The following is a 19,212-nucleotide window of genomic DNA, read 5'->3' as shown; positions in this document are numbered from 1 at the left end:
GACTTTCACGCTCCCGTCGGTCTAGGAAAGTCGCTCGGTGATCAGGGCAGCAACCGCTTTGCTGTCCGACGCCAGGGCGTATTGCACACCCGGTCGGTCGCGCCATGGCTCCGGAATCCAGTCTGCGCGGCGTGTGATGGCCCACGTTTTGCCGCGACCCAGCCCTGTCAGTTCCACGCGCACCGGCGCCGTCACCGTGTCAAACAGCTCGGGCCGGAGCATGAAGACCAGAGCAGTAGGATCATGCGCCATAATGCCGTCGACGCCATCGGCATTCCTGGCAAAACGCTGGTAGAGTGGAATGGCTCGAGCCAACACGTCATGCTTCATCCCAATGCGGCGGAGATGTTCGGCCGTGAGCACGACGTTTTCTGTCACGTCGAGCCCAATGAGACTGACATCCCAGCCAAAGGATAGTGCGATCTCGGCCGCTTCGGGGTCATTGTGGATATTGGCCTCAGCGCCGGGCGTTACGTTGCCCGCGCCGAGTACCGCGCCGCCCATGATGATCACGCGGCGCACCTGGCGCGCCACGTCGGGGTAGAGCCGGGCAAACAACGCCACATTGGTCAGCGGCCCCACCGCCAGGATGGTCAATGCATTGGGCGCGGCCAGCACTTCGCGGCGCAGCAGTTCGACGGCGGTCAGCTCGTCGTCCACGTCGTCGGCGGGATGACGCTGTACATCTGCATCGCCAAGTCCGTCATGGCCGTGGATGTGGGCAACCACGCCATCGGTATAGTGCCCGATCAGCGGGGTGCCTGCGCCACGGCCCACCGGCAGGTCAGCACGGCCCGCGAGGCGTAACAACGTGCGGGCGTTGCGGGTTGTGATGCCAATATTGGCGTTGCCGAACACTGTGGTGAGGCCACGCAATTCCACCTCCGGGGAATTGAGCGCCAGGGAGATGGCAATGGCATCGTCGATGCCCGGATCGCAGTCGATGATCAGTCGCTCGGACATGACAGCCCCTTCTCGACCTTGGGATGCGGCAGCCGCGCGCTGGCCTACTTGCTGCGGTCGGCGCCAGCGTCGATACGGTCCAGGGCGGTCAGAACCATATCAAGGCCTTCCGCCAGATGATGATGGATCGCTGCGCGTGCCTGCTCGATCGACGTGCCTTGGATCGCCTTGAGTACAGTTTCATGGTCGGCCGCGACCGAATCCAGCCCGTTCGGGTAGCTCTGGGTCCAGTTGATGATGACCTTGAGCTCGTTGCGGATGGTTTCGTAATGGCTTTCGATGCGGGCATTGCCGATCGCCGACACCAGAGCCTTGTGAAAGCTCGTGTCGTGAACGTACACGGCGGCGAAGTCGCCAGCAGCCGAGGCGCTGGCCATATTCTCGATCGCCAGCGCCATCTGCTGTTCTATTGCCACGCGTTGCGGCGACACGAGCAGACGCTCCAGCGCTGCAAGCTCGATGACCTCCCGAAAGCCGATGAGGTCTATGGTTTCATCGCGGCCCAGCCGACGAACGGTCGCGCCGTAATTGGGCTTGTGAGTGACGAGCCCCTCCTGTTCGAGGATACGCGTGGCTTCGCGTATGGTCGGGCGGGACACGCCAACGGCCTGAGCGAAATCCACCTCCTTGAGGCGCTGGCCAACGTCAAGTTCGCCATTGAGGATAGCTGAGCGCAGGCGGTCAACCACCTGCGCCACGGTCGACGTCGGCACGATGCCGAAATTGCCCGCCATCGGTCCGCTCTTCTTGCCCATTACCATAGCCGTTCTTACCCGCCTTTATCAGGCTACGTCTGCCCACTGCTTGAAGTAGTCCACCTGTTCCGGCGACAGAGCCTCAGGCGTGCAGCCCAGCGAGGCGAGCTTGGCCAGCGCAACCTGGTGGTCGATGGCCGCCGGCAGCGGCTGGACGCCAGGCCTCAGCCTGGCCCCGTTATGGGCGAGGTGGTGAGCCGATAGGGCCTGAACGGCGAAAGTCAGGTCCATCACTTCGATCGGGTGGCCGTCGAAGCGAGCGACATTCACCTGTTCGGCTCCTTCAATGACAAAGATGGTGCGTCCATCGGCCAGCCGGTAGCCCTCCACGCCATCGCGGACGCTCGAGCGTTGGACGGCCAACTCGGCCAGCGCGCTCAGGTCGACCTCTTCGGCACTGTGACCGGCATTGGACAGCACGACGCCGTCGCGCAGGGCGTCGATGTGCTGCCGACCGATGGCGTGCAAACCGCCCGTCGTCGTGACGATGATGTCGGCGGCTTGCGCCAGGCCGCGGGTATCGGCCACTTCATGCCCCTCGGCCCAGGCCTCGAGCAGCTTGACCGGATCGGGCTCGCTGACGATGACGCGGGCACCCATGCCGGCAAAGTAGCGGGCTATGCCGCGACCGACCCAACCGAAGCCGACCACGCCGACGCGCGAGCCGGTCACAAAGCGGTTGGTCTTGGCCAGGATGGCGGCCAGCGAGGAATGGCCGGTGCCGAAGCGGTTGTCGAACAGGTGCTTGCACTGGGCATCGTTGGCGATGAAGACGGGGCAGCCGAGGCGACCTTCGGCCTGCATCGCCGAGTAGCGCACCCGGCCCGTTGTCGTCTCCTCGGAAATGCCGCGCAGGCGCTGCATAGTTTCGGGACGATGAGTGAGCAGGCGACGGCCGAGCGCGGCACCGTCATCGATCAGCACGTCCGGAGCCTGTCCGATTACGCCGACGGCGTCGGCATCGAACTGATTGGCACCGGCACCATGGTGGGCGAAGACACCGATGCCGCGGCGCACCAACGCGGCGCAGATGTCGTCCTGCGTCGACACCGGATTGCTGCCGCCCACAGTGACTTCAGCCCCGGCATTATTGAGGATGCAGGCAAGCCAGGCGGTCTTGGCCTCGAGATGGATGGCCATGCCGATGCGCACGCCCTTGAGTGAGCCCGGGGCCAGCGTGGTTTTCGACAGATGATTGAGCACCGGCGAGTGGCGCGCTGCCCACTCGATCTTCACGTCGCCAGCCGGCGCCAGCGCGATGTCGGCGATCGAATGGGGAGGTAGGGGCGCGCTCATCTCAGTTCCTCCAATCGCTCATCAGGCTGCGCTGGCGGTTGGTCAGCTCGCCCACCCGCAGGCCCAGGGCCTCGAGCTTGACGCGGGCGACGCGTTCGTCGAATTCGGCGGGAATTTCGTGCACGCCAGCGGCCATCGAACCGGCATGGCGCGCTAGATGATGCATGCAGAGCAACTGGATGCCGAAAGTGAGATCCATGATCTCGATTGGATGGCCTTCTGCCGCTGTCGTCAGGTTGAAAACCTTGCCTTGGCCCATAACGTAGATGGTGCGCCCATCGTGCAGGCGATGCGCGTCCATATGCGGGCGGATGCGGTCGATGCGGACGGTCAGGGCCAGCAGCGCCTCGGTGTCGATCTCGGTGTCGATCCCACCGACATTTTCGAGAATAGCGCCGTCGCGCAGGTTCTCGATGGCAACTTGGCCGATGGTCAGCGGCGTGCCGGTGGCGGTGATGTGGACCTCGCAGTCGATGGCGGCCTGCTTATGGTCGGCCACTTCATAGCCTTCCGCATAGGCTTCGAGTGCGATGACCGGATCGATCTCGACCACGGTCACATGTGCGCCCAGACCCGACAGATAGCGGGCAAGACCTTTGCCAACCCAGCTGAAGCCGTAGACGGCGACGCGCTTGCCGCCGATCATCATGTTGGTGGCGCTGAGCAGAGAGGTCACGCCGGACTGGCCGGTGCCATAGCGGTTGTCGAACAGATACTTCATGCGCGCGTCGTTGGCGGCCATGACCGGCACCTTGAGTTCGCCGGCTTCATGCATGGTCTTGAAGCGCGTGACACCGCTAGTGGTTTCCTCGCTGATGGCGCGCAGGTCTTCGAGCAGGTGGGTGTGGGTGGTGTGGATCATCTTGCCCAGGTTGCCGGCGCCATCCATCAGGATATGCGGGCGCGAGGCCAGCAGGGCTTCGAGTTCGCGATAGGGGTCACTGACCGGCGTATCGGAGCGGCCATGCACGCTGACGCCGTTCTGCGCCAGGGCGGCCGCAACGTCGTCATGCACGTAATAGGGCTTGGTGCTGACAGTCACGTCGGCGCCGGCGCGGGCGAGCGTGATGCACATGAAGGCTACCTTAGGCTCAATTGGCATGTTCAGGCCAAGACGAACGCCCTTGAGTGAGCCATCGCTGAGGACTGTTTCGCCAATGGCCTTCATGACCGGCGCGCGGGCTTCCACCCAATCAATCTTGCCCTGACCCAGCGGCGCAAGGCCCGCGTTGAGGATACTGGACGACATAGAATTCACCTTGTTTTCTCGGAATGGGATCATGGCTTAGAGTTGGCTTGGCACGATCCGCTCGGTGGCGCGCTGCACCCTCCAGTCGAAGGTAGGCTCTGCCCGCCTGTTCATCGCGGGTTGAGTCATGAAGCTTTCCTCAGATGATCAAGGCGATCCTGCACGTAGGCCTTCGCTTCAGTGACATCCAAAGTCAGATGCTTGCCGTCGCGATAGATTTGCCTGCCATCGACAAACACCTGCCGCACATCGCTTTCGCGCGCACAGAGGGCCAGTCCCACAATGGGGTCGTCGACCGGGAACCAGTGCAGGGCCGAGCGATCGTAGAGCACGATGTCAGCCGTCCGACCGATGAGTATGGCACCGGACCGGGCGTGCCCTGCAGCGATGGCGCCGTTTTGCGTGGCGAAGCCGAGAGCCTGCTTGGCCGTCACTGCCGTAGGATCCATTGTCGACCCACGCTGGAGGACCGTCGCGATATACATTTCGCGCAACATTGAAAGTGTGTCGTTGCTCGCCGGCCCGTCCGTGCCGATGCAGACCCGTACTCCGGCCCGGGCCAGTCGGGCGACAGGAGCAATACCGCTTCCCAATCGCAGGTTGCTGCCGGGACAATGGACCACAGAAGTCCTTTCGCTGGCTGCCAGAATGGCGATATCCTGATCGTCGAGATGCACGCAATGAACAGCCAGCACGTCACTTTCAAAGCCGCCAAGGCTCTGCACAAGTTCGATGGGTGAAAGGCCGCCGCTGCGTGCCCTGCATTCGCGCACTTCGCGCGCGGTCTCGCTCAGGTGGATATGGAACGGGAGGTTGACTCGCTGCGCATCGGCAATGGCGCGGCGCAGGAAAGCGTCGCCACCGCTGTAGACGGCATGAACCGAAACCTGCATGCGGATGCGTCCGCCGGCGGCGCCGTCCCAGCGGGTGGCCATGTCCAGAGCCTCTTCGGGCGTCTGCGGCACGCGGCCGCTGATCGCATCGGGCGTGAACAGGGCGTCGGACCGCTCGACAAGCGTGGTCGACAACGCGCCCTTCATGCCGGACGCCGCAAAGGTCTCCAGCAGGGTGTCGTTATACATGTAGGTATCGATGACCGTGGTGATGCCGCCGGCGATCATCTCGGCATAGGCGAGGCGATTGGCCATCACCATGTCTTCCAGACTCAGGCGCTTCTCGATGCTCCAGACGGCTTCAAGCCATTCGAACAGGGGCAGGCCGTCACCCACGCCACGTTCGGGCACCATAACAGCGTGGCAATGCGCATTGACCAGACCGGGCGCCGCCAGACGACCCAAGCCGTCGATTACCTCGGTCTCGGCGTCACGCGACCGCGCCTGCCATTGCTGCCGGGGCTCGATGGCGGTGATGATGCCCTGTTCGTCCCAAGTGACGACGACGTCCCTGGCAAGGCCGGCGGGGGTGATGGCGTCTACGCCGACAAGGGCGTGATACTTGCTCATTGAAGTTCACCGTAAGAGAGGACCGTAGCCTCGATCAGGGGCACGGCGAGAGAAAGGTCGGAGGCAAGGAGCCATTCATGCGGCCTATGCGCAGCGGCCAGCGTGCCGGGCCCGAACGCCGGCAACGACGGGATTCCCGCTTCACTTAGAAAGCCCGCATCGGTCGAGGCCGGGAACACCGCAAGGGGCGGTACGCGGCCCAATACTTGATCCATTGCCCTTGCAGCAGCACGCATCACACGCGTGTCTTGGGCATCACCAGAAGGCGGGAGCCAAGTCTCACTGCCGGCAGCCGGCAACAAGCTTACGCGACCTTTCACGCGCGGGTCGTCCAGCGCCGCATTGAGCGCCAAAACGACCTCGGCCTCCGTCTGACCCGGCAGGGTCCGGACTTCGACTGACGCGCGAGCGGTGGGGCTATAGAGCGTTGGGACGACACCCGCGCCGAGACAGGCGCCGATACTGACCAGTGCGGGAGTACCGTCGATAGCTGAAACCGCATTGTTGAGGGTGCAGCGTTGGTCGATCAGGTCCATGGCGAGGCGCAGGGCATCGACCGCCCGCGCTCCAGTCGGAACCGGCAGCGAACTGTGGCCGGCGGCACCGGTCGCCTCAATCCAGTAGGCCACGGTGCCACACTGGGCCACGTAGAGACGCTCCCAACTGTTCCTGCCGATGCTGGCGGGCCCTAGGACAATAGCTGCCTGTCCGTTGACTTTCTGCTCGCGCACCAATCGCTTTATCCCTAGCGTCGAGCCCATCTCCTTGTCAGCGCACAGGACGAGATCAACACGGCCCGATGCCCGGCCCTTGAGGTTGCGCATCGCCAGGAGGGCGGCTGCCAGCGCGCCCTTCATGCCGGTCACGCCCAGGCCAATTAACAGATCGCCGCTGACTTGCAGTTCGAGTGGCCGTTTTGAGTCCCAGGCCGCCTCGTCGGTCGGGGCCGTGTCCATATGCCCGACCAGAAGCAGGTCCGGCGGCCCTGCTCCGATGGTAACAGCAACATTGGCTCGGGGACCGGAGGCGAGTACGCTGAACTCCAGTCCCGCCGTCGCGCAGAAAGCGGCAACGACGCCTGCGACAAGCTGCTCACTGGCCCCCGGATTGCGGCTGTCGCTGCCGACCAGCGCGCGCAGCAGCTGAATCAGCTCGATGTTAGACGCCGCGGTCATTGCCCTGCCCAATCGTGCGCACCAGGAATTCGCGGGTACGCGCCTCTTTGGGCGCACGGAATATCTGATCGGGAGGTCCGATCTCGACCACGCGCCCACCATCCAGAAACGCAACGCGATGCGCCACGTCAGCGGCAAAGCGCATCTCATGGGTCGCCAGGATCATGGTCATGCCGTCGTGGGCCAGCTCGGTAAGCAGCGACAGGACTTCGCCAACCAGTTGGGGATCGAGAGCGCTCGTCACTTCGTCCAGCAGCAGTGCGCGTGGCTTCATGGCCAGCGATCGGACAATCGCCACGCGCTGCTGCTGTCCGCCGGATGGGCGATCGGGATATTCTGAGGCCTTGGGGCCCAGGTTGAAGCGGTCGAGCAGCGCCTGCGCCTGCTGCATGGCCTGGGCCCGCGGCATGCCGAGGCATTTCATCGGCGCCAGGGCGACATTTTCCATCGCGGTCAGATGGGGAAACAGGTTGTAGGCCTGGAACACCATGCCGACCCGCTGGCGCAGGCGATTCACGTCGACACGATCCTCGCGGATCGAATAGCCCCACAGCTTGATGTCGCCACCCTCAAACGTATCGAGATGGTTGATGAGGCGGAGCAGCGTGCTCTTGCCGGAGCCCGACGGCCCGATCAGGCACATGACTTCTCCCGGATTGACGGCGAGCGTCACGCCGTCGAGCACGCGCAGAGCGCTGTAGCTCTTGGTAACATCGACAATATCGATCGCCGGCACGACCTGGTCGCTCCGACTCATTTGTCGGCTCCCGACGCAGGATTGTGGCCCTGGTTGCGCACCAGCGTGTCAGCCCAGCGCGAAAGCGGCACCGTCAGGATCAGGAAGATGATCGCGGTCATCACGTAGCTCGAATAATTGAAGGTGGATGCCGCGTAGATCTGGGCGGCACGTGCTGCCTCGACCGCGCCGAGGAACGACACCACGGAGGTGTCCTTCTGCAAGGCGATGAAGTCATTGAGCAGGGGTGGAAACACCCGGCGCACGGCCTGTGGCAGCACGACGTAGCGCATGCCCTGCATATGCGTCATGCCGAGCGAACGGGCGCTGGCCAACTGGCTGGGATGCACCGACTGGATGCCGGCGCGGAAGACTTCTGACACGAAGGCGGAATACGTCAGGGTCAGGGCGACGACACCATAGACCCACGGTGGCTGATGGGAAAGGACGCCCAGGTTCAGTGCGGGAATGCCGAAGCCGAGGATGAAGATGACCAGGAGGCCCGGCACGCCCCGAAAGATGTCCGTGTAGATATTGGACAGCACCCGCAGAGGTAGCGTCACGGGGCTGGTGGTCAGCCGACAGAGCGCCAGGCCGAGACCCACGATCAGGATCAGCACTTCGGCCACAACGAACATCTGGATGTTGAGTACCAGACCACCCAGTATGCCGGGACGGCCCCGAGCTTCGTCGCCGATGAGGGCTGCCCACATATGGGACGGATCGAAAAAGCTGCGCCGCACTGCTTCCGAACCCGGCGCGAGCCAGAACACGGCAAAGAGCCCACCGAACACCGCTAGCGTGCTGATGACTGCAACGGCGGTCGGGTGAATGCCATCGAGCAGACGAGCACGCCTCGGCCGACCGAGAGCCTCCTCGAAGGTGAGAGGTGTATATGCGTTTTCCAAGGGATCACCCAGTTCTGCTCGCTGATTTCCAGGCCTTCGTAGACATGGGCGGCCTGTGAAGGGCGCGGCGGCTACTCGATCACCGGGATCTGGTTGTAGTCGTTCAGCCACTTGGCCGCGGCAGCGTTGAGCGTGCCATCCTGCTTCATGCCGTCGAGTACGGCGTCGATGCAGGGCGCCAAAGGCGATCCGCCCTCGAACACCAGGCCGAACTCGGCACCACCCGAAGCGAAGCGACCAACTACCGTTGAATTGGGGATCTGCAGCGCGCTCATGTAGGCAGCTATGGTGACATCCGTGACAAAGCCGTCGATCTGCCCGGCGATGAGAGCGGCAGCAGCGTCGTTAAGGCTGTTGAAGATTTTGGTCTGCTGTGCCGGCTTGACCTGACTGGCGATGAACTCGACCTGCGTGTTGCCAATCACGGCGCCAAGTTGCAGAGGCTGCACGTCGGCAACGGTCTTGACCTCAGACGCCGGCGTACCGTTGAGCACCACGATCGCCGGATAGGCCTCGAAGTACCCGAAGCTGAAGGTGACGTTCTTGGCACGCTCCTCCGTGATTGAAATCTGCCCGACGAAGAAATCCCAAGCCTTGGCGCCTGGAGCGTAGGAGGTTGGGTAGGGTGTCACCACCCACTTAACCTGATCGGCTTTCAGGCCGAGGCGCTTGGCGATCTCATAGACCATCGAGCCTTCATAGCCCTCGCCCGAGGTCAGATTGTTGCCGATGAACCACGGCGGATACACAGGCTGCTCGGTTGCGACGGTCAAGGTGCCCGGCGCTTCCCAGGCTGCATCTAGCCCTTGGCAGGCGTTTGGCAATTCCTGGGCTGTCGCAGCGGTAGCACACATCAGCAATGCGCTGACAAAACTCAGTCTCATCATTCTCTTCTCCCTCTCTGTGTAACTTTGTCTTACAATCTTACACCGGAGTCAAGAACGATCCTTTTTGGCGTCGAAAATGACCTGGCGGTAGGTCGGGATGCGAGGAGGTCGCCTCAGAAAGGCATGGCGTCCTGCGCGCCGGGGGCTTTACGGGTATGTAGCCGCTGACTTGTGTCCATAACCCGTTGGCGCCGGTTCAGCTTGGCCGCAAAGTGGGATGTCAGGGATCGCCAGTTCATCACCGCACCGAGCGCTGATGAGGGGGTGGCCAACGACATCATGGCCCAGGCCACAGCGGAGGCATCGTGAGTATGCGCTTTCGCTCGAGCGACGCACCCGGCCGGCATCGAGGACGTCGAGGGCGAAGCCGGCGCGTTCCAGCACCGTAGCGCAGGGCAACTTGGCCTTCAGCTCTTCAAGCTCTGCCTTTTTCATCTTCGTGCGCGGGAGCTTGGCAGCGCTTCCCTTCTACTCGATCCTGCCCAGGATTCAGGCAGCCCGGGCCGCGAAGAGCAAGGCGGCAGAGCGCGGCCCTGGCCCAGCGATAGAACTCGGCTCGATCACCACAGACGCGTGCGGGCGGACCCGGCCTTTGCCGGGGTGACGGCCCGGGGGTGTGGCGGGAAGGAGAGTAGGCACCTCTTGCCTTCTCCCTTTGCGGGAGAAGGCGGGTCGGCGCACATCGCAACCAGCGGCCGCTCAAACGCTCAGCTTGCCGATGTCGTACTTGTCGGCCGAGCCGGTGGGGCGCCAGCCGATGACCTGTTTGGCGTGCGAGGTGTCGCGCCAGCGGCGCTGGTTCTCGGAGATGGCGTCGAAGATGTCGAAGCGGACGCTGTCGGGCGCATCGAGGCACTTGTCGACCATCTGCACCGCGTCGGCCTGGGAGAGATAGCCGGGATAGTGGCGGATCAGCTCGGGCTGGTCGCTCGGCAGCACGGCGCCGAGCCGGATGCAGATCACCGACATGCCGTAGCGATCGGAGAACAGCCGGCCGGTATTCTCGCCGAACAACTTGCCGACGCCATAGAAGCTGTCGGGGCGCGGCGGGTCGCGGTAATCGAGCAGCTTCTCGCCCGGCGGCAGGGCTTGCAGCTGGTTGGCGGCGAGTTTGCCGTAGGGCGAGCCCTCGTACCACTCATAGCCGCACATGGTGCTGCCGGTGCTCATGAACACCACGCGTTTCACGCCAGCCTCCTCTGCAGCGCGGAACATGTTGAGCGTGCCACCGATGGTGTTCTGCATCACCTTGTCCCAGTCGTCGTATTCGTGCGTCTCGGCGGCGAGGTGCAGCACCATGTCCATGCCCTGAGACGCCTTGCGAATGGCGACTGGATCGCTGATTTCAGCCTGGGTGTGGACGATCCCCGGCACCGGCCGGCGGCTCAACCCACTGAACTCATATTTGTCGGAGAGATCGCGGATCACCAGCCCGCCGATAAGGCCGCTGGCGCCGGTCACGAGAACCTTTGGTCTGGTAGCCATTCGAATGCATCCCCCTGCATTGATCGAATAAATATACCGTTAGCATGATAACATGCCTTTACTGGAGTCAAGCGAGTAGAACGGTACGTTCGACTGCGGTTCGTCTGGCGGAACCGGCGCATGGCAGATCATGATGCGGCGTCAACGGCTTTCGACTTTTTGCGCAGCCGATCGCGCGCAGCTCCGATTGACAGCATCAAATATGCCGTTAGCATAACAACATACTTGGTTTTCATGTGAGGGGGCGTCGTCGGGTGAAGCGGGTGCTTATCGTGGGGAGCGGCGGCATCGGCCGGCGTCACCTCAAGGGCTACAGCCTGACCGGGCGCGTGCAACTCGCCATTGTCGAACCGGATGCCGGGCGCCGCGACGAAGCCAAGGCGCTGTTCGGCATTACCGAGACCTATAGCGATATCGGCGAAGCAGATCTCAAGAGTTTTGACCTCGCAGTGATCTGCGCGCCGGCCAATTTTCACGTGGCGCTGATGCGGCGCTGCGCCGAAGCAGGGCTCAATTTCCTCGTCGAGAAACCGCTCTCGGTGACCATGGACGAGGTCGACGAGACGCTGGCGCTGGTCCACTCCAAGAATCTCGTGGCGCGGGTCGGCTATGTGCGGCGGGTCGCTGACGAAGTGGTGACGCTGCGCCAGCAGATCCTCGACGGCAAGATCGGCACGCTGCGGCTCGCCTATCTCAACTCCTCGCAGGAGTTCCCGAAATACCGGCCGGATTTCCAGCGCACCTACTACGCGCGGCCGGAAATGGGTGGCGGCGCCATTCTCGATGCGGCGAGCCACCTGTTCGACATGCTGATCTGGCTGATGGGCAAGCCCACCGATGTCAGCTGCCTCTATGACCGGCTGGTGCTCGAGGGCACCAATACCGAGGACACCTGCCTCGTTTCCATCCGCTTTCAGAGCGGGGCAATGGCCAACGTCACCATCAACCAGTTCCAGAAGCCCAATATCGCGCGCTTCGAGTTCATCGGCACCAAGGGCAACCTGATGCTCGAGCACTCGACGCTGAAATTCGCCGACGACGACAGCGGCAAGTGGCAGGACGAGCGCGACTTCATGCATGGACTGGTGCCGACCGAAGCGCACCAGGCCCGCTTCCGCATGCAGGCCGACGCCATGCTCGATGCGATCGAGGGCAAGCCCTGCTGGCTGGCAACGCTCGACGACGCGCGTGACAACCTGCGGGTGGCGCTGGCCGCCAAGCAATCCTGGCTCGAAAAGCGGATCGTGAGTCTCTGATGCTGAGTTTTGGCGGCAAAACGATTCTGATGGCCGGCGGCGCGGGCTACCTGGCGCTGCCGGTGAGCAAGCTCCTCGCCGCTGAGGGCGCCAATGTGGTGCTGGCCGATATCAACCCGGAGCGACTGGCGGCAGCCGAGGCCGAGCTCAAGGCGATCGGCGGCGGGGTGCTGGCGCTGCCGCTCGACATCGGCGACGAGGACTCGATCCTTGCCGCGGTGCGTGGCGCGGCACAAGAATTCGGCGGGCTGCATGGCGTGGTGAACGCCACTTTCGGCTCCACCGGCAAGCGCTTCGAGGATCTGACGGCGGCGGATTTTGACCGCACCAACCGGCTGAACCTCACCGGCAGCTTCATCCTCGCCCGCGAGGCGGCGAAGCACATGGGGCCCGGTGGTGCGATGGTGCTTTATGCCTCGATGTACGGCGTGGTGGCGCCGAACCCCGCGAACTACCCGGGCGACATGGCGCCCAACCCGATCGAGTACGGCGCCGGCAAGGCCGGGTTGATCCAGATGGTGCGCTATATGGCCGGGCATTTCGGCCCGGCCGGTATCCGCGTCAATGCCGTGGCGCCCGGCCCCTACCCGCACCAGGCGACGCAGGACAATGCCGAGTTCATGAACCGGCTGGCGCGCTCGACCATGCTGGGCCGCATCGGCCGGCAGGACGAAATGGCCGGGCCGACGGCGTTCCTGCTCAGCGATGCCGCAAGCTACATCACCGGGCACTGTCTCAATGTCGATGGCGGCTGGACCGCCTGGTAGGGATTTTCAATGAGCGTTCGACCGATCACCCGGGATGAAATCCGTCTCGCCATGCTGGGCATGGTGGAGGGCAACGGGCACCCCTATTCCTGGAGCATCATCATTAACGGCAGCTACGACGCCAAGGCGCTCGCGGCCTGCCCATACCCGGTGATCAAGGACTATATCGCCAAGCAACCTGCGGGAACGCTCGGCATTCCCGGCGCCAAGGTGACGCATGTGTGGACGGACGATCCCGCCGATGCGCAGCAGGTCGCGGCGGTGGCGCATATTCCCAACATCGCCAGCCGCGCCGAGGACGTAATCGGCGAGGTCGATGCGGTGCTGGTCGCCACCGACAAGGGCTTCGAGCATGTCGAGCGGGCCCGGCCGTTCATCGAGGCCGGCATCCCGGTGTTCATCGACAAGCCGCTCTGCGACAACCGGCTGGACCTCGCGACCTTCTCGAAATGGGTGGCCGAGGGCAAGCCGCTGATCAGCTCGTCGGCCATGCGCTTTGCCAAGGAATACGTGCCCTACCACCGCGCCACGCACGCGCTCGGGCAGTTGCGCCATGTCAGCGCCACCATGGCGAAGTCGTGGGAGGCCTACGGCATCCATGCGCTGGAGACGGTCTACCCGATCACCGGGCCGGGCTACGTGTCGGTGCAGAATATCGGCGATGCGAACTCCAATATCGTCCACCTGCGCCACCGCGACGGCATCGACGTGCTGCTGCAGGTGACCAAGGATATGGGCGGCGGCTTCGGCATGGTGACGCTGGCCGGCACCGCCGCCGGGCTGCAGCTCAAGTTCACCGACACCTACCACGCGTTCCGCACCCAGCTCGTCGGCTTCGTCGATTACCTGCGCACCGGCAAGCCGCCGGTGCCGTGGGAGGAGACCCGAGAGCTGATGCAACTGGTGATCGCCGGCATCGAGAGCCGCGAACAGGGCGGGCGCCGCGTTTTCCTCAGCGAGATGGACTGAACCATGCAGGTACTCGAGAGCTTCTCGCTCAAAGGCAAGGTCGCCGTGGTCACCGGCGGCGCCGGGCTCTATGGCCGGCAGATCGTCGCGGCGTTGGCCGAGGCCGGGGCGCAGACCTTCATCGCGGCGCGCGACGTCAACAAGCTCGAAGCGGTGGCCGCCGAAGAGCGGGCCCGCGGCTTCGACGTCACGGCGCTGCAGCTTGACCTGTCGTCGGACGCCTCGATCGAAGCGCTGCACCGCGAGGTGATCGCACGGGCCGGCCGGTGCGATGTCCTCGTCAACAACGCAGTGACCCGCTCGGCGCTGGATGGCTGGGCGCATGACCTCGATGCCTTCGACAGGAGCCTGCGCGTCAACGCCTCGGCGCTGTTCAAGATCACCGAGCTGTTCGGCCGCAACATGCGGGCGCAGAAATCCGGCTCGATCATCAATATCGGCTCGATGATGGGCATGGTGGGCGTCGAGATGGCGAACTACGAGGGTACCGACATGACGCCCAACCCCTCGCCGATCTACCACTATGAAAAGGGCGGCATGCTCAACTTCACCCGTTGGGCGGCGAGCATCCTGGGCGCCGACAATGTGCGCGTGAACTGCCTGTCGCCGGGCGGCTTTTTCAACAACCAGCCGGCGCCATTCGTCAAAGCCTACAGCGCCCGCACCCAGCTGGGCCGCATGGCCAACGATACCGACCTCAAAGGCGTCATCGTCTTTCTCGCATCGGACGCCTCGGCCTACGTCACCGGCACCAACATCCCGATCGATGGCGGCTACACCGCCAAATAACCCCTCCGGAGGAGCATAACTTGTCCCAGACGCAGCCCTACGCCGCGACGCCCCCGACGCGCTTCCGCATGCGGCCGAGCCGTGTGCTGCGCACCATCCGCGAGGGCAAGGTGGCCCGGGTGCTGAAGCTCAACATCGCCGACGCCAAGATCGCCGAGATCTTCGCCGCGGCGCAGCCCGATGCGCTGTGGCTATGCATGGAGCACACCTCGGCGACCTGGGAGCAGGTGGAAAACCAGATCCGCGCCGCCAAGCTCTATGACGTCGACACCCTGCTGCGCGTATCGCGCGGCAGCTACAGCGATTATATCCGCGGCTATGAGATGGATGCGACCGGCCTGATCGTGCCGCACATCATGAATGCCGACGATGCGCGCAAGGTGCGCGACATCACCAAGTTCGCGCCGCTCGGCAAGCGCGCCGTCGATGGCGGCAATAACGACGCGCAGTTCACCCGCGTCGGCTTCCTCGACTACCTGAAAACCGCCAACGAAGAGCGCTTCGCCTGCTACCAGATCGAGGATCCGGAGGCGCTGGAACACCTCGAGGCGATCGCCGAGATGGATGGGGTGGATTGCCTGTTCTTCGGCCCCGGCGACTATTCGGTGGCGAGCGGCATTCCCGGCCAGATCCAGCACGACGAGATCAAGGCGGTGCGCAAGCGCGTCGCCGAAGTCGCCCGCAAATACGGCAAGATCGCCGCCACGGTCACCAACCGCGAGCTGATCGGCGAGTATGTCGACATGGGCTACAACCTCTTGTCGGTCGGCGCCGATGTGATCGCGCTGGCGAACTATGCCGATGAGTCGATGGCGGCGTTTGACAAGGCGCTGGGCTGACCGATCGCCGAACTCGAAGTGGTGGCCTTCTCCCGTAACGGGAGAAGGCACTGACTGAGAGATCAGTGCGGCCCTACGGATGAAACGTCGCCGGCATGCTCATGACCTGCTTGCCGGGTTTGCGCTCTTCGAGGTTGGCGTAGATATCGGCCAGCACCTGCTGCATCCAGGCAGCGGAATCGACGTTGAAGCTCGGGCCGTCATTGTCGAGCGAATAGCGATAGGCCCGGGTGGGCTTGGTCGCCTTGGCAGCGATCACCGGCACCCAGCTATGGTGCATGTAGCCACAGACGATGTCGGGTTTGTAGCTCTTGAGCACCGCCTCGAGCTCGGCCGTGTCGTTCTGGCCGGTCTCCTGGTTCACCGAAATGATGCGCAGCTCCTGCTCGGTCTTGGTCGAGGCATGGGCGCGCTTGATGCTGGCGAGACGAGAGGCCTGTTCGCTCGAGGTGATGGTGGTGTTGAGGTAGAGATACTTGAGCTTCTTGCCGTCGTTGAGCCGGAACATCTCCATGAAGGCCGGCTCGAAATCGATGCGGTAGGCGTGGTAGGGCAGATCCTCGATCACGAGGTCGATGATCGCCACCTGCGCCGAGGTCTCGGGCAGCTTGTCGATCTCGGTCTCCGGCGTAATGCCGGCGAGCACCACCACATCGAGTGCGTCCCACACATGGGTCGGCATCGACTTGTGGGTGAAGCTGCCCAGGATGAACTCGTGACCATCGGAGACCACGGCCTTTTCCAGCGCCACCACCAGCTTGGTGTAGAACTCGTTGTTGAAGATGCCGCCGCCGACGATGTCGCGGTTGTAGAAGAAGCCGATGCGATGATGCGCTTCGGTCCATGGCGTTTCGACGAGGAAGGAGCCCTTGCCCACCTGACGACGGATGACCCCCTCGGCCTCGAGGTCCTTCAGCGTCTTGATGACGGTGATCAGCGAGAATTCGCAGAACTTCACGATCTCGTTCTGCGACTCGATCTTGTCCCCGGCTTTCAGGCCGTTGGTTTTCCAACGCCGGAACAGCATATCCCTGAGCTGCAAGTGGCGTGGCGACAGGTCGATACTCAAGCCAGGACTTCCCGTGACAAGTGATTGCCGAAGATTGCTCCGGCGACATATAGCACCGCGCCCGCCCTGCCGATCACAGAGGCGCTTCAAGGCGCCATGTTTCCCCTTGAATTCGCATGTTAGGTGGTTATCATGACAATATACTACGAGCATGGATTCTGCAAGTGAAGCAAAGATGGCGTAACGCCACGCTGGTGACCCCGGGCGGAGAAATCGGGCAGGATCTGTTGATCGAGGATGGCCGGTTCACCGGCATCGTAGGGCGAGACGCTGCCACCGGCACGGATTGGCAGGATGTCGACGCCAACGGCAAGCTGCTGTTCCCCGGCATCATCGACCTCCTCCAGCACGGCATGGACGTCTACCTCTACAACGACACCCTGCCCGGCTGCGTTTCCGACAACTCGACGCTGCTGCTGTCGCGCGGCGTTACCGGGTTCCTGCCCTCGATCAGCTGCCTGCCGCCCGAGAACCTGGAGCGGACGCTTACCCGCCTCGCCGCCGAGACCGTAAAGGCCACTGGCGCGCGCGCTTTGGGTATTCACAGCGAGGGCCCGTGCTTTGCCTCGCCCGGCGCCCACAACCCGCGCAATCTGCAGCAGCCGAGCGTCGAGCTCGCCGAGCGGATGCTGGCGGCCAGCGACGGCCGGCTGAAGGCGGTGACGCTGGCGCCGGAGCTGCCAGGCGCCGAAGCCTTCATCAAGCGGCTGAAGGCCAACGGGGTCAGCATTCATCTCGGCCACAGCCAGGCCGTTCCGGACGACGTGGCGCGCTACGTCTCGTGGGGCATCGACGCGGTGACCCACATGTACAACGTGATGCGCCAGCCGGAGCCCGGCAATATGGGGCTGCACGTGCTGTCGCTCACCGATGCGCTGCTGGCGGAATCCGATCTCAAGCTGGGGCTGATCTGCGATGGCATCCATGTGTCGCCCAAGCTGATGAAGATCCTCGCGCAACTGCCGGTCGACCGGGTGTTCCTCGAGACCGACGCCAACAAATACGCCGGCGCCGAGGACATGGAGTTCGAGTTCTATCCGGGCCAATGGGTGCGCAGCGCCCGCGGCAAGGCGGTGGTCGACAGCAATGGCGGGCTGTGCGGTTCGTCGCTGACTCCGGACGAGGCGATGCGCAACTATGTCACCATGGTCGGCGCCGACCTCGTTCGCACCGCCCACGCCACCAGTCTGGTGCCGGCAAGAGTGCTGGGCATGGACAAGGACATCGGGTCGATCGAGGTCGGCAAGCTCGCCGATTTCACGGTGCTCGAGCCTGACACCCTCGAGATCGAGGCGACGGTGGTGGGCGGCGAGACGCTGTTCAGGCGCTCCGCATAGCCGGCTTGGCGCAACGGCTTGTGGGGGGACAGCCAATGCAGATCGTCGCATCGGGAATACTGGCACAGGCCGAGCCGGGGACGGCTCGCGCCAACCTGACCTTTCCCTCGGTGACGGTGCTCGCCGATGGTTCGCTCCTCGCAACCCTCAGGGCCGGCGACGAGAAGGATTCGCCCAAGGAGCGGATCGCCTTCTACCGCTCGTCCGATAACGGGCTCACCTGGTCGGCGCCGAGCTATCCGTTCGAGCCGCCTCAGGTGCGCGGCACCGGCGGCACGCTGAAGCTCTGCTACGTCACCGAACTCGCCCCCAACCGGCTGCTCGCCGCCGCCATGTGGGTCGATCGCACCAGCTACCCCGGCAAGCCTTTGTTCAACGCCGAGACCGAGGGCTGCCTGCCAATGGTGATCCTCCTCGCCGACTCCGACGACAATGGCGCGAGCTGGACGGCCTGGCGCGAAGTGCCGATGCCCGCGGAGATCGGTCCCGCCAGCCTCACCAGCCCGCTGCTGCGGTTGGCCGACGGCCGGCTGGCGATGAGCATCGAGACCAACAAGACCTACCTCGATCGTTCGAAATGGCTGCAGCGGGCAGTGTTCTTCCATTCCGCCGACGAGGGCCGGAGCTGGAGCGGACCGGTGACGGTGGCCGAGGACCCGACCGGCCGCATCTTCAACTGGGACCTCCGCTGTGCGGTGGCGCCGGATGGCCGCGTCGGCTCGTTCGCCTGGACCTACGACACCACGACGGCGGGCTACCTCAACATCCACCGCCGGATCAGCACCGATGGCGGAGCGAGCTGGAGCGCGGCCGAGGATCTCGGCTTTGCCGACCAGGCAGCGCGGCCGGCCGTGTTCCGCGATGGCCGGGTGGTACTGGCCTGGGTCGACCGCTTCGGGTCGCAGTCGATCCGCGCTCGGGTGGCGGCGAGGATCGACGCGCCATTCGCTGCCGACAGCGAAGTCGAAGTCTACGCGCATGCCAAGGCGCAGGCGGCGAGCAGCGATACCGGCGACATGCTGGCCAGCATGGACGTGTGGAGTTTCGGCCTGCCCTCGGCGACAGCGCTGCCGGATGGGGATGTGCTGGTGGTGTATTACGCGGGGGAGCCCAGGGCACTCGACGTGCGGTGGGCGAAGCTGAGGGTCTAGCTGCCCTACTGAAGCGCTGGTGCGGGCTGACCCACCCCTGTCCCCTCCCCGCACGGGGGAGGGAGACCAAAACACTGGGCCGGTGTAGGCGTCTCCCTCCCTTTTGCGGGGAGGGATC

General features: G+C 64.0%; 18 protein-coding genes. 7 read left to right on the top strand and 11 right to left on the bottom strand.

Annotated elements, in window-relative coordinates; translation table 11 throughout:
* Window positions 1–21: 21 nt before the first annotated feature.
* From AC1ROK_RS04805 to AC1ROK_RS04760, 10 genes are all read right to left on the bottom strand, one after another.
* Window positions 22–963, bottom strand: coding sequence for a nucleoside hydrolase (locus AC1ROK_RS04805; protein WP_492844355.1), 942 nt, complete (start codon window positions 961–963; stop codon window positions 22–24).
* Between the two features lie 44 nt (window positions 964–1,007).
* Window positions 1,008–1,718 carry a GntR family transcriptional regulator gene (locus AC1ROK_RS04800; RefSeq protein ID WP_492844353.1) on the bottom strand — a complete coding sequence of 237 codons (711 nt, stop codon included), beginning with the start codon at window positions 1,716–1,718 and terminating at the stop codon, window positions 1,008–1,010.
* Between the two features lie 27 nt (window positions 1,719–1,745).
* Complete coding sequence (locus AC1ROK_RS04795) at window positions 1,746–3,014, bottom strand: adenosylhomocysteinase (RefSeq protein WP_492844351.1); 1,269 nt, start codon at window positions 3,012–3,014, stop codon at window positions 1,746–1,748.
* A 1-nt stretch (window position 3,015) separates the two neighbouring features.
* Window positions 3,016–4,263, bottom strand: a complete 1,248-nt coding sequence (locus tag AC1ROK_RS04790) for an adenosylhomocysteinase (protein WP_492844349.1) — start codon at window positions 4,261–4,263, stop codon at window positions 3,016–3,018.
* Window positions 4,264–4,388: 125 nt separating this feature from the next.
* Complete coding sequence (locus AC1ROK_RS04785) at window positions 4,389–5,726, bottom strand: amidohydrolase family protein (protein ID WP_492844347.1); 1,338 nt, start codon at window positions 5,724–5,726, stop codon at window positions 4,389–4,391.
* On the bottom strand, window positions 5,723–6,901 hold the full coding sequence (locus AC1ROK_RS04780; protein WP_492844345.1) for a M20 family metallopeptidase: 1,179 nt from the start codon (window positions 6,899–6,901) through the stop codon (window positions 5,723–5,725). Before AC1ROK_RS04780 ends, AC1ROK_RS04785 begins: the two co-directional genes overlap by 4 nt.
* Complete coding sequence (locus tag AC1ROK_RS04775; RefSeq protein ID WP_492844343.1) at window positions 6,885–7,658, bottom strand: amino acid ABC transporter ATP-binding protein; 774 nt, start codon at window positions 7,656–7,658, stop codon at window positions 6,885–6,887. Before AC1ROK_RS04775 ends, AC1ROK_RS04780 begins: the two co-directional genes overlap by 17 nt.
* Window positions 7,655–8,545, bottom strand: a complete 891-nt coding sequence (locus AC1ROK_RS04770; protein ID WP_492844341.1) for an amino acid ABC transporter permease — start codon at window positions 8,543–8,545, stop codon at window positions 7,655–7,657. Before AC1ROK_RS04770 ends, AC1ROK_RS04775 begins: the two co-directional genes overlap by 4 nt.
* Window positions 8,546–8,616: 71 nt before the next feature.
* Window positions 8,617–9,432 (bottom strand): ABC transporter substrate-binding protein, encoded by an 816-nt coding sequence (locus AC1ROK_RS04765; protein WP_492844339.1) that lies wholly within the window; start codon window positions 9,430–9,432, stop codon window positions 8,617–8,619.
* 699 nt (window positions 9,433–10,131) lie between these two features.
* Entirely contained in the window at window positions 10,132–10,917 is a 786-nt protein-coding gene (locus AC1ROK_RS04760) for an NAD-dependent epimerase/dehydratase family protein (RefSeq protein WP_492844337.1), read from the bottom strand.
* A gap of 254 nt (window positions 10,918–11,171) precedes the next feature.
* On the opposite strand from AC1ROK_RS04760, the gene AC1ROK_RS04755 reads away from it, so the two are divergent.
* Genes AC1ROK_RS04755 through AC1ROK_RS04735 form a run of 5 tightly spaced genes read left to right on the top strand, consistent with a single transcriptional unit; the run spans window position 11,172 to window position 15,537 of the window.
* Window positions 11,172–12,173 (top strand): Gfo/Idh/MocA family protein, encoded by a 1,002-nt coding sequence (locus AC1ROK_RS04755; protein ID WP_492844335.1) that lies wholly within the window; start codon window positions 11,172–11,174, stop codon window positions 12,171–12,173.
* Window positions 12,173–12,940, top strand: coding sequence for an SDR family NAD(P)-dependent oxidoreductase (locus tag AC1ROK_RS04750; protein WP_492844333.1), 768 nt, complete (start codon window positions 12,173–12,175; stop codon window positions 12,938–12,940). The genes AC1ROK_RS04755 and AC1ROK_RS04750 overlap by 1 nt, the downstream gene beginning before the upstream one ends.
* A 9-nt stretch (window positions 12,941–12,949) precedes the next feature.
* Window positions 12,950–13,909, top strand: coding sequence for a Gfo/Idh/MocA family oxidoreductase (locus AC1ROK_RS04745; protein ID WP_492844331.1), 960 nt, complete (start codon window positions 12,950–12,952; stop codon window positions 13,907–13,909).
* 3 nt (window positions 13,910–13,912) lie between these two features.
* Window positions 13,913–14,698 carry an SDR family oxidoreductase gene (locus AC1ROK_RS04740; protein WP_492844329.1) on the top strand — a complete coding sequence of 262 codons (786 nt, stop codon included), beginning with the start codon at window positions 13,913–13,915 and terminating at the stop codon, window positions 14,696–14,698.
* Window positions 14,699–14,718: 20 nt separating this feature from the next.
* Window positions 14,719–15,537 (top strand): HpcH/HpaI aldolase family protein, encoded by an 819-nt coding sequence (locus tag AC1ROK_RS04735; RefSeq protein ID WP_492844327.1) that lies wholly within the window; start codon window positions 14,719–14,721, stop codon window positions 15,535–15,537.
* A 73-nt stretch (window positions 15,538–15,610) separates the two neighbouring features.
* Here the strand turns inward: AC1ROK_RS04735 and AC1ROK_RS04730 are convergent, their stop codons facing one another.
* Entirely contained in the window at window positions 15,611–16,606 is a 996-nt protein-coding gene (locus AC1ROK_RS04730) for a hypothetical protein (RefSeq protein ID WP_492844325.1), read from the bottom strand.
* A gap of 164 nt (window positions 16,607–16,770) precedes the next feature.
* On the opposite strand from AC1ROK_RS04730, the gene AC1ROK_RS04725 reads away from it, so the two are divergent.
* Both AC1ROK_RS04725 and AC1ROK_RS04720 read left to right on the top strand, forming a co-directional pair.
* Window positions 16,771–17,943, top strand: a complete 1,173-nt coding sequence (locus AC1ROK_RS04725; protein WP_492844323.1) for an N-acetylglucosamine-6-phosphate deacetylase — start codon at window positions 16,771–16,773, stop codon at window positions 17,941–17,943.
* Window positions 17,944–17,978: 35 nt separating this feature from the next.
* On the top strand, window positions 17,979–19,094 hold the full coding sequence (locus tag AC1ROK_RS04720; RefSeq protein ID WP_492844321.1) for a sialidase family protein: 1,116 nt from the start codon (window positions 17,979–17,981) through the stop codon (window positions 19,092–19,094).
* The last annotated feature ends 118 nt before the right edge of the window (window positions 19,095–19,212 follow it).

The organism is Devosia sp. GW821-FHT12F11 (assembly GCF_058806655.1).
This window is presented reverse-complemented; position numbering and strand designations above follow the sequence as displayed.

What these genes read in the sequence shown, in the direction of transcription:
- AC1ROK_RS04805 (WP_492844355.1), bottom strand. Translation starts at nt 963, where the DNA reads ATGTCCGAGCGACTGATCATCGACTGCGATCCGGGCATCGACGATGCC.
- AC1ROK_RS04800 (WP_492844353.1), bottom strand. Translation starts at nt 1,718, where the DNA reads ATGGGCAAGAAGAGCGGACCGATGGCGGGCAATTTCGGCATCGTGCCG.
- AC1ROK_RS04795 (WP_492844351.1), bottom strand. Translation starts at nt 3,014, where the DNA reads ATGAGCGCGCCCCTACCTCCCCATTCGATCGCCGACATCGCGCTGGCG.
- AC1ROK_RS04790 (WP_492844349.1), bottom strand. Translation starts at nt 4,263, where the DNA reads ATGTCGTCCAGTATCCTCAACGCGGGCCTTGCGCCGCTGGGTCAGGGC.
- AC1ROK_RS04785 (WP_492844347.1), bottom strand. Translation starts at nt 5,726, where the DNA reads ATGAGCAAGTATCACGCCCTTGTCGGCGTAGACGCCATCACCCCCGCC.
- AC1ROK_RS04780 (WP_492844345.1), bottom strand. Translation starts at nt 6,901, where the DNA reads ATGACCGCGGCGTCTAACATCGAGCTGATTCAGCTGCTGCGCGCGCTG.
- AC1ROK_RS04775 (WP_492844343.1), bottom strand. Translation starts at nt 7,658, where the DNA reads ATGAGTCGGAGCGACCAGGTCGTGCCGGCGATCGATATTGTCGATGTT.
- AC1ROK_RS04765 (WP_492844339.1), bottom strand. Translation starts at nt 9,432, where the DNA reads ATGATGAGACTGAGTTTTGTCAGCGCATTGCTGATGTGTGCTACCGCT.
- AC1ROK_RS04760 (WP_492844337.1), bottom strand. Translation starts at nt 10,917, where the DNA reads ATGGCTACCAGACCAAAGGTTCTCGTGACCGGCGCCAGCGGCCTTATC.
- AC1ROK_RS04750 (WP_492844333.1), top strand. Translation starts at nt 12,173, where the DNA reads ATGCTGAGTTTTGGCGGCAAAACGATTCTGATGGCCGGCGGCGCGGGC.
- AC1ROK_RS04745 (WP_492844331.1), top strand. Translation starts at nt 12,950, where the DNA reads ATGAGCGTTCGACCGATCACCCGGGATGAAATCCGTCTCGCCATGCTG.
- AC1ROK_RS04740 (WP_492844329.1), top strand. Translation starts at nt 13,913, where the DNA reads ATGCAGGTACTCGAGAGCTTCTCGCTCAAAGGCAAGGTCGCCGTGGTC.
- AC1ROK_RS04720 (WP_492844321.1), top strand. Translation starts at nt 17,979, where the DNA reads ATGCAGATCGTCGCATCGGGAATACTGGCACAGGCCGAGCCGGGGACG.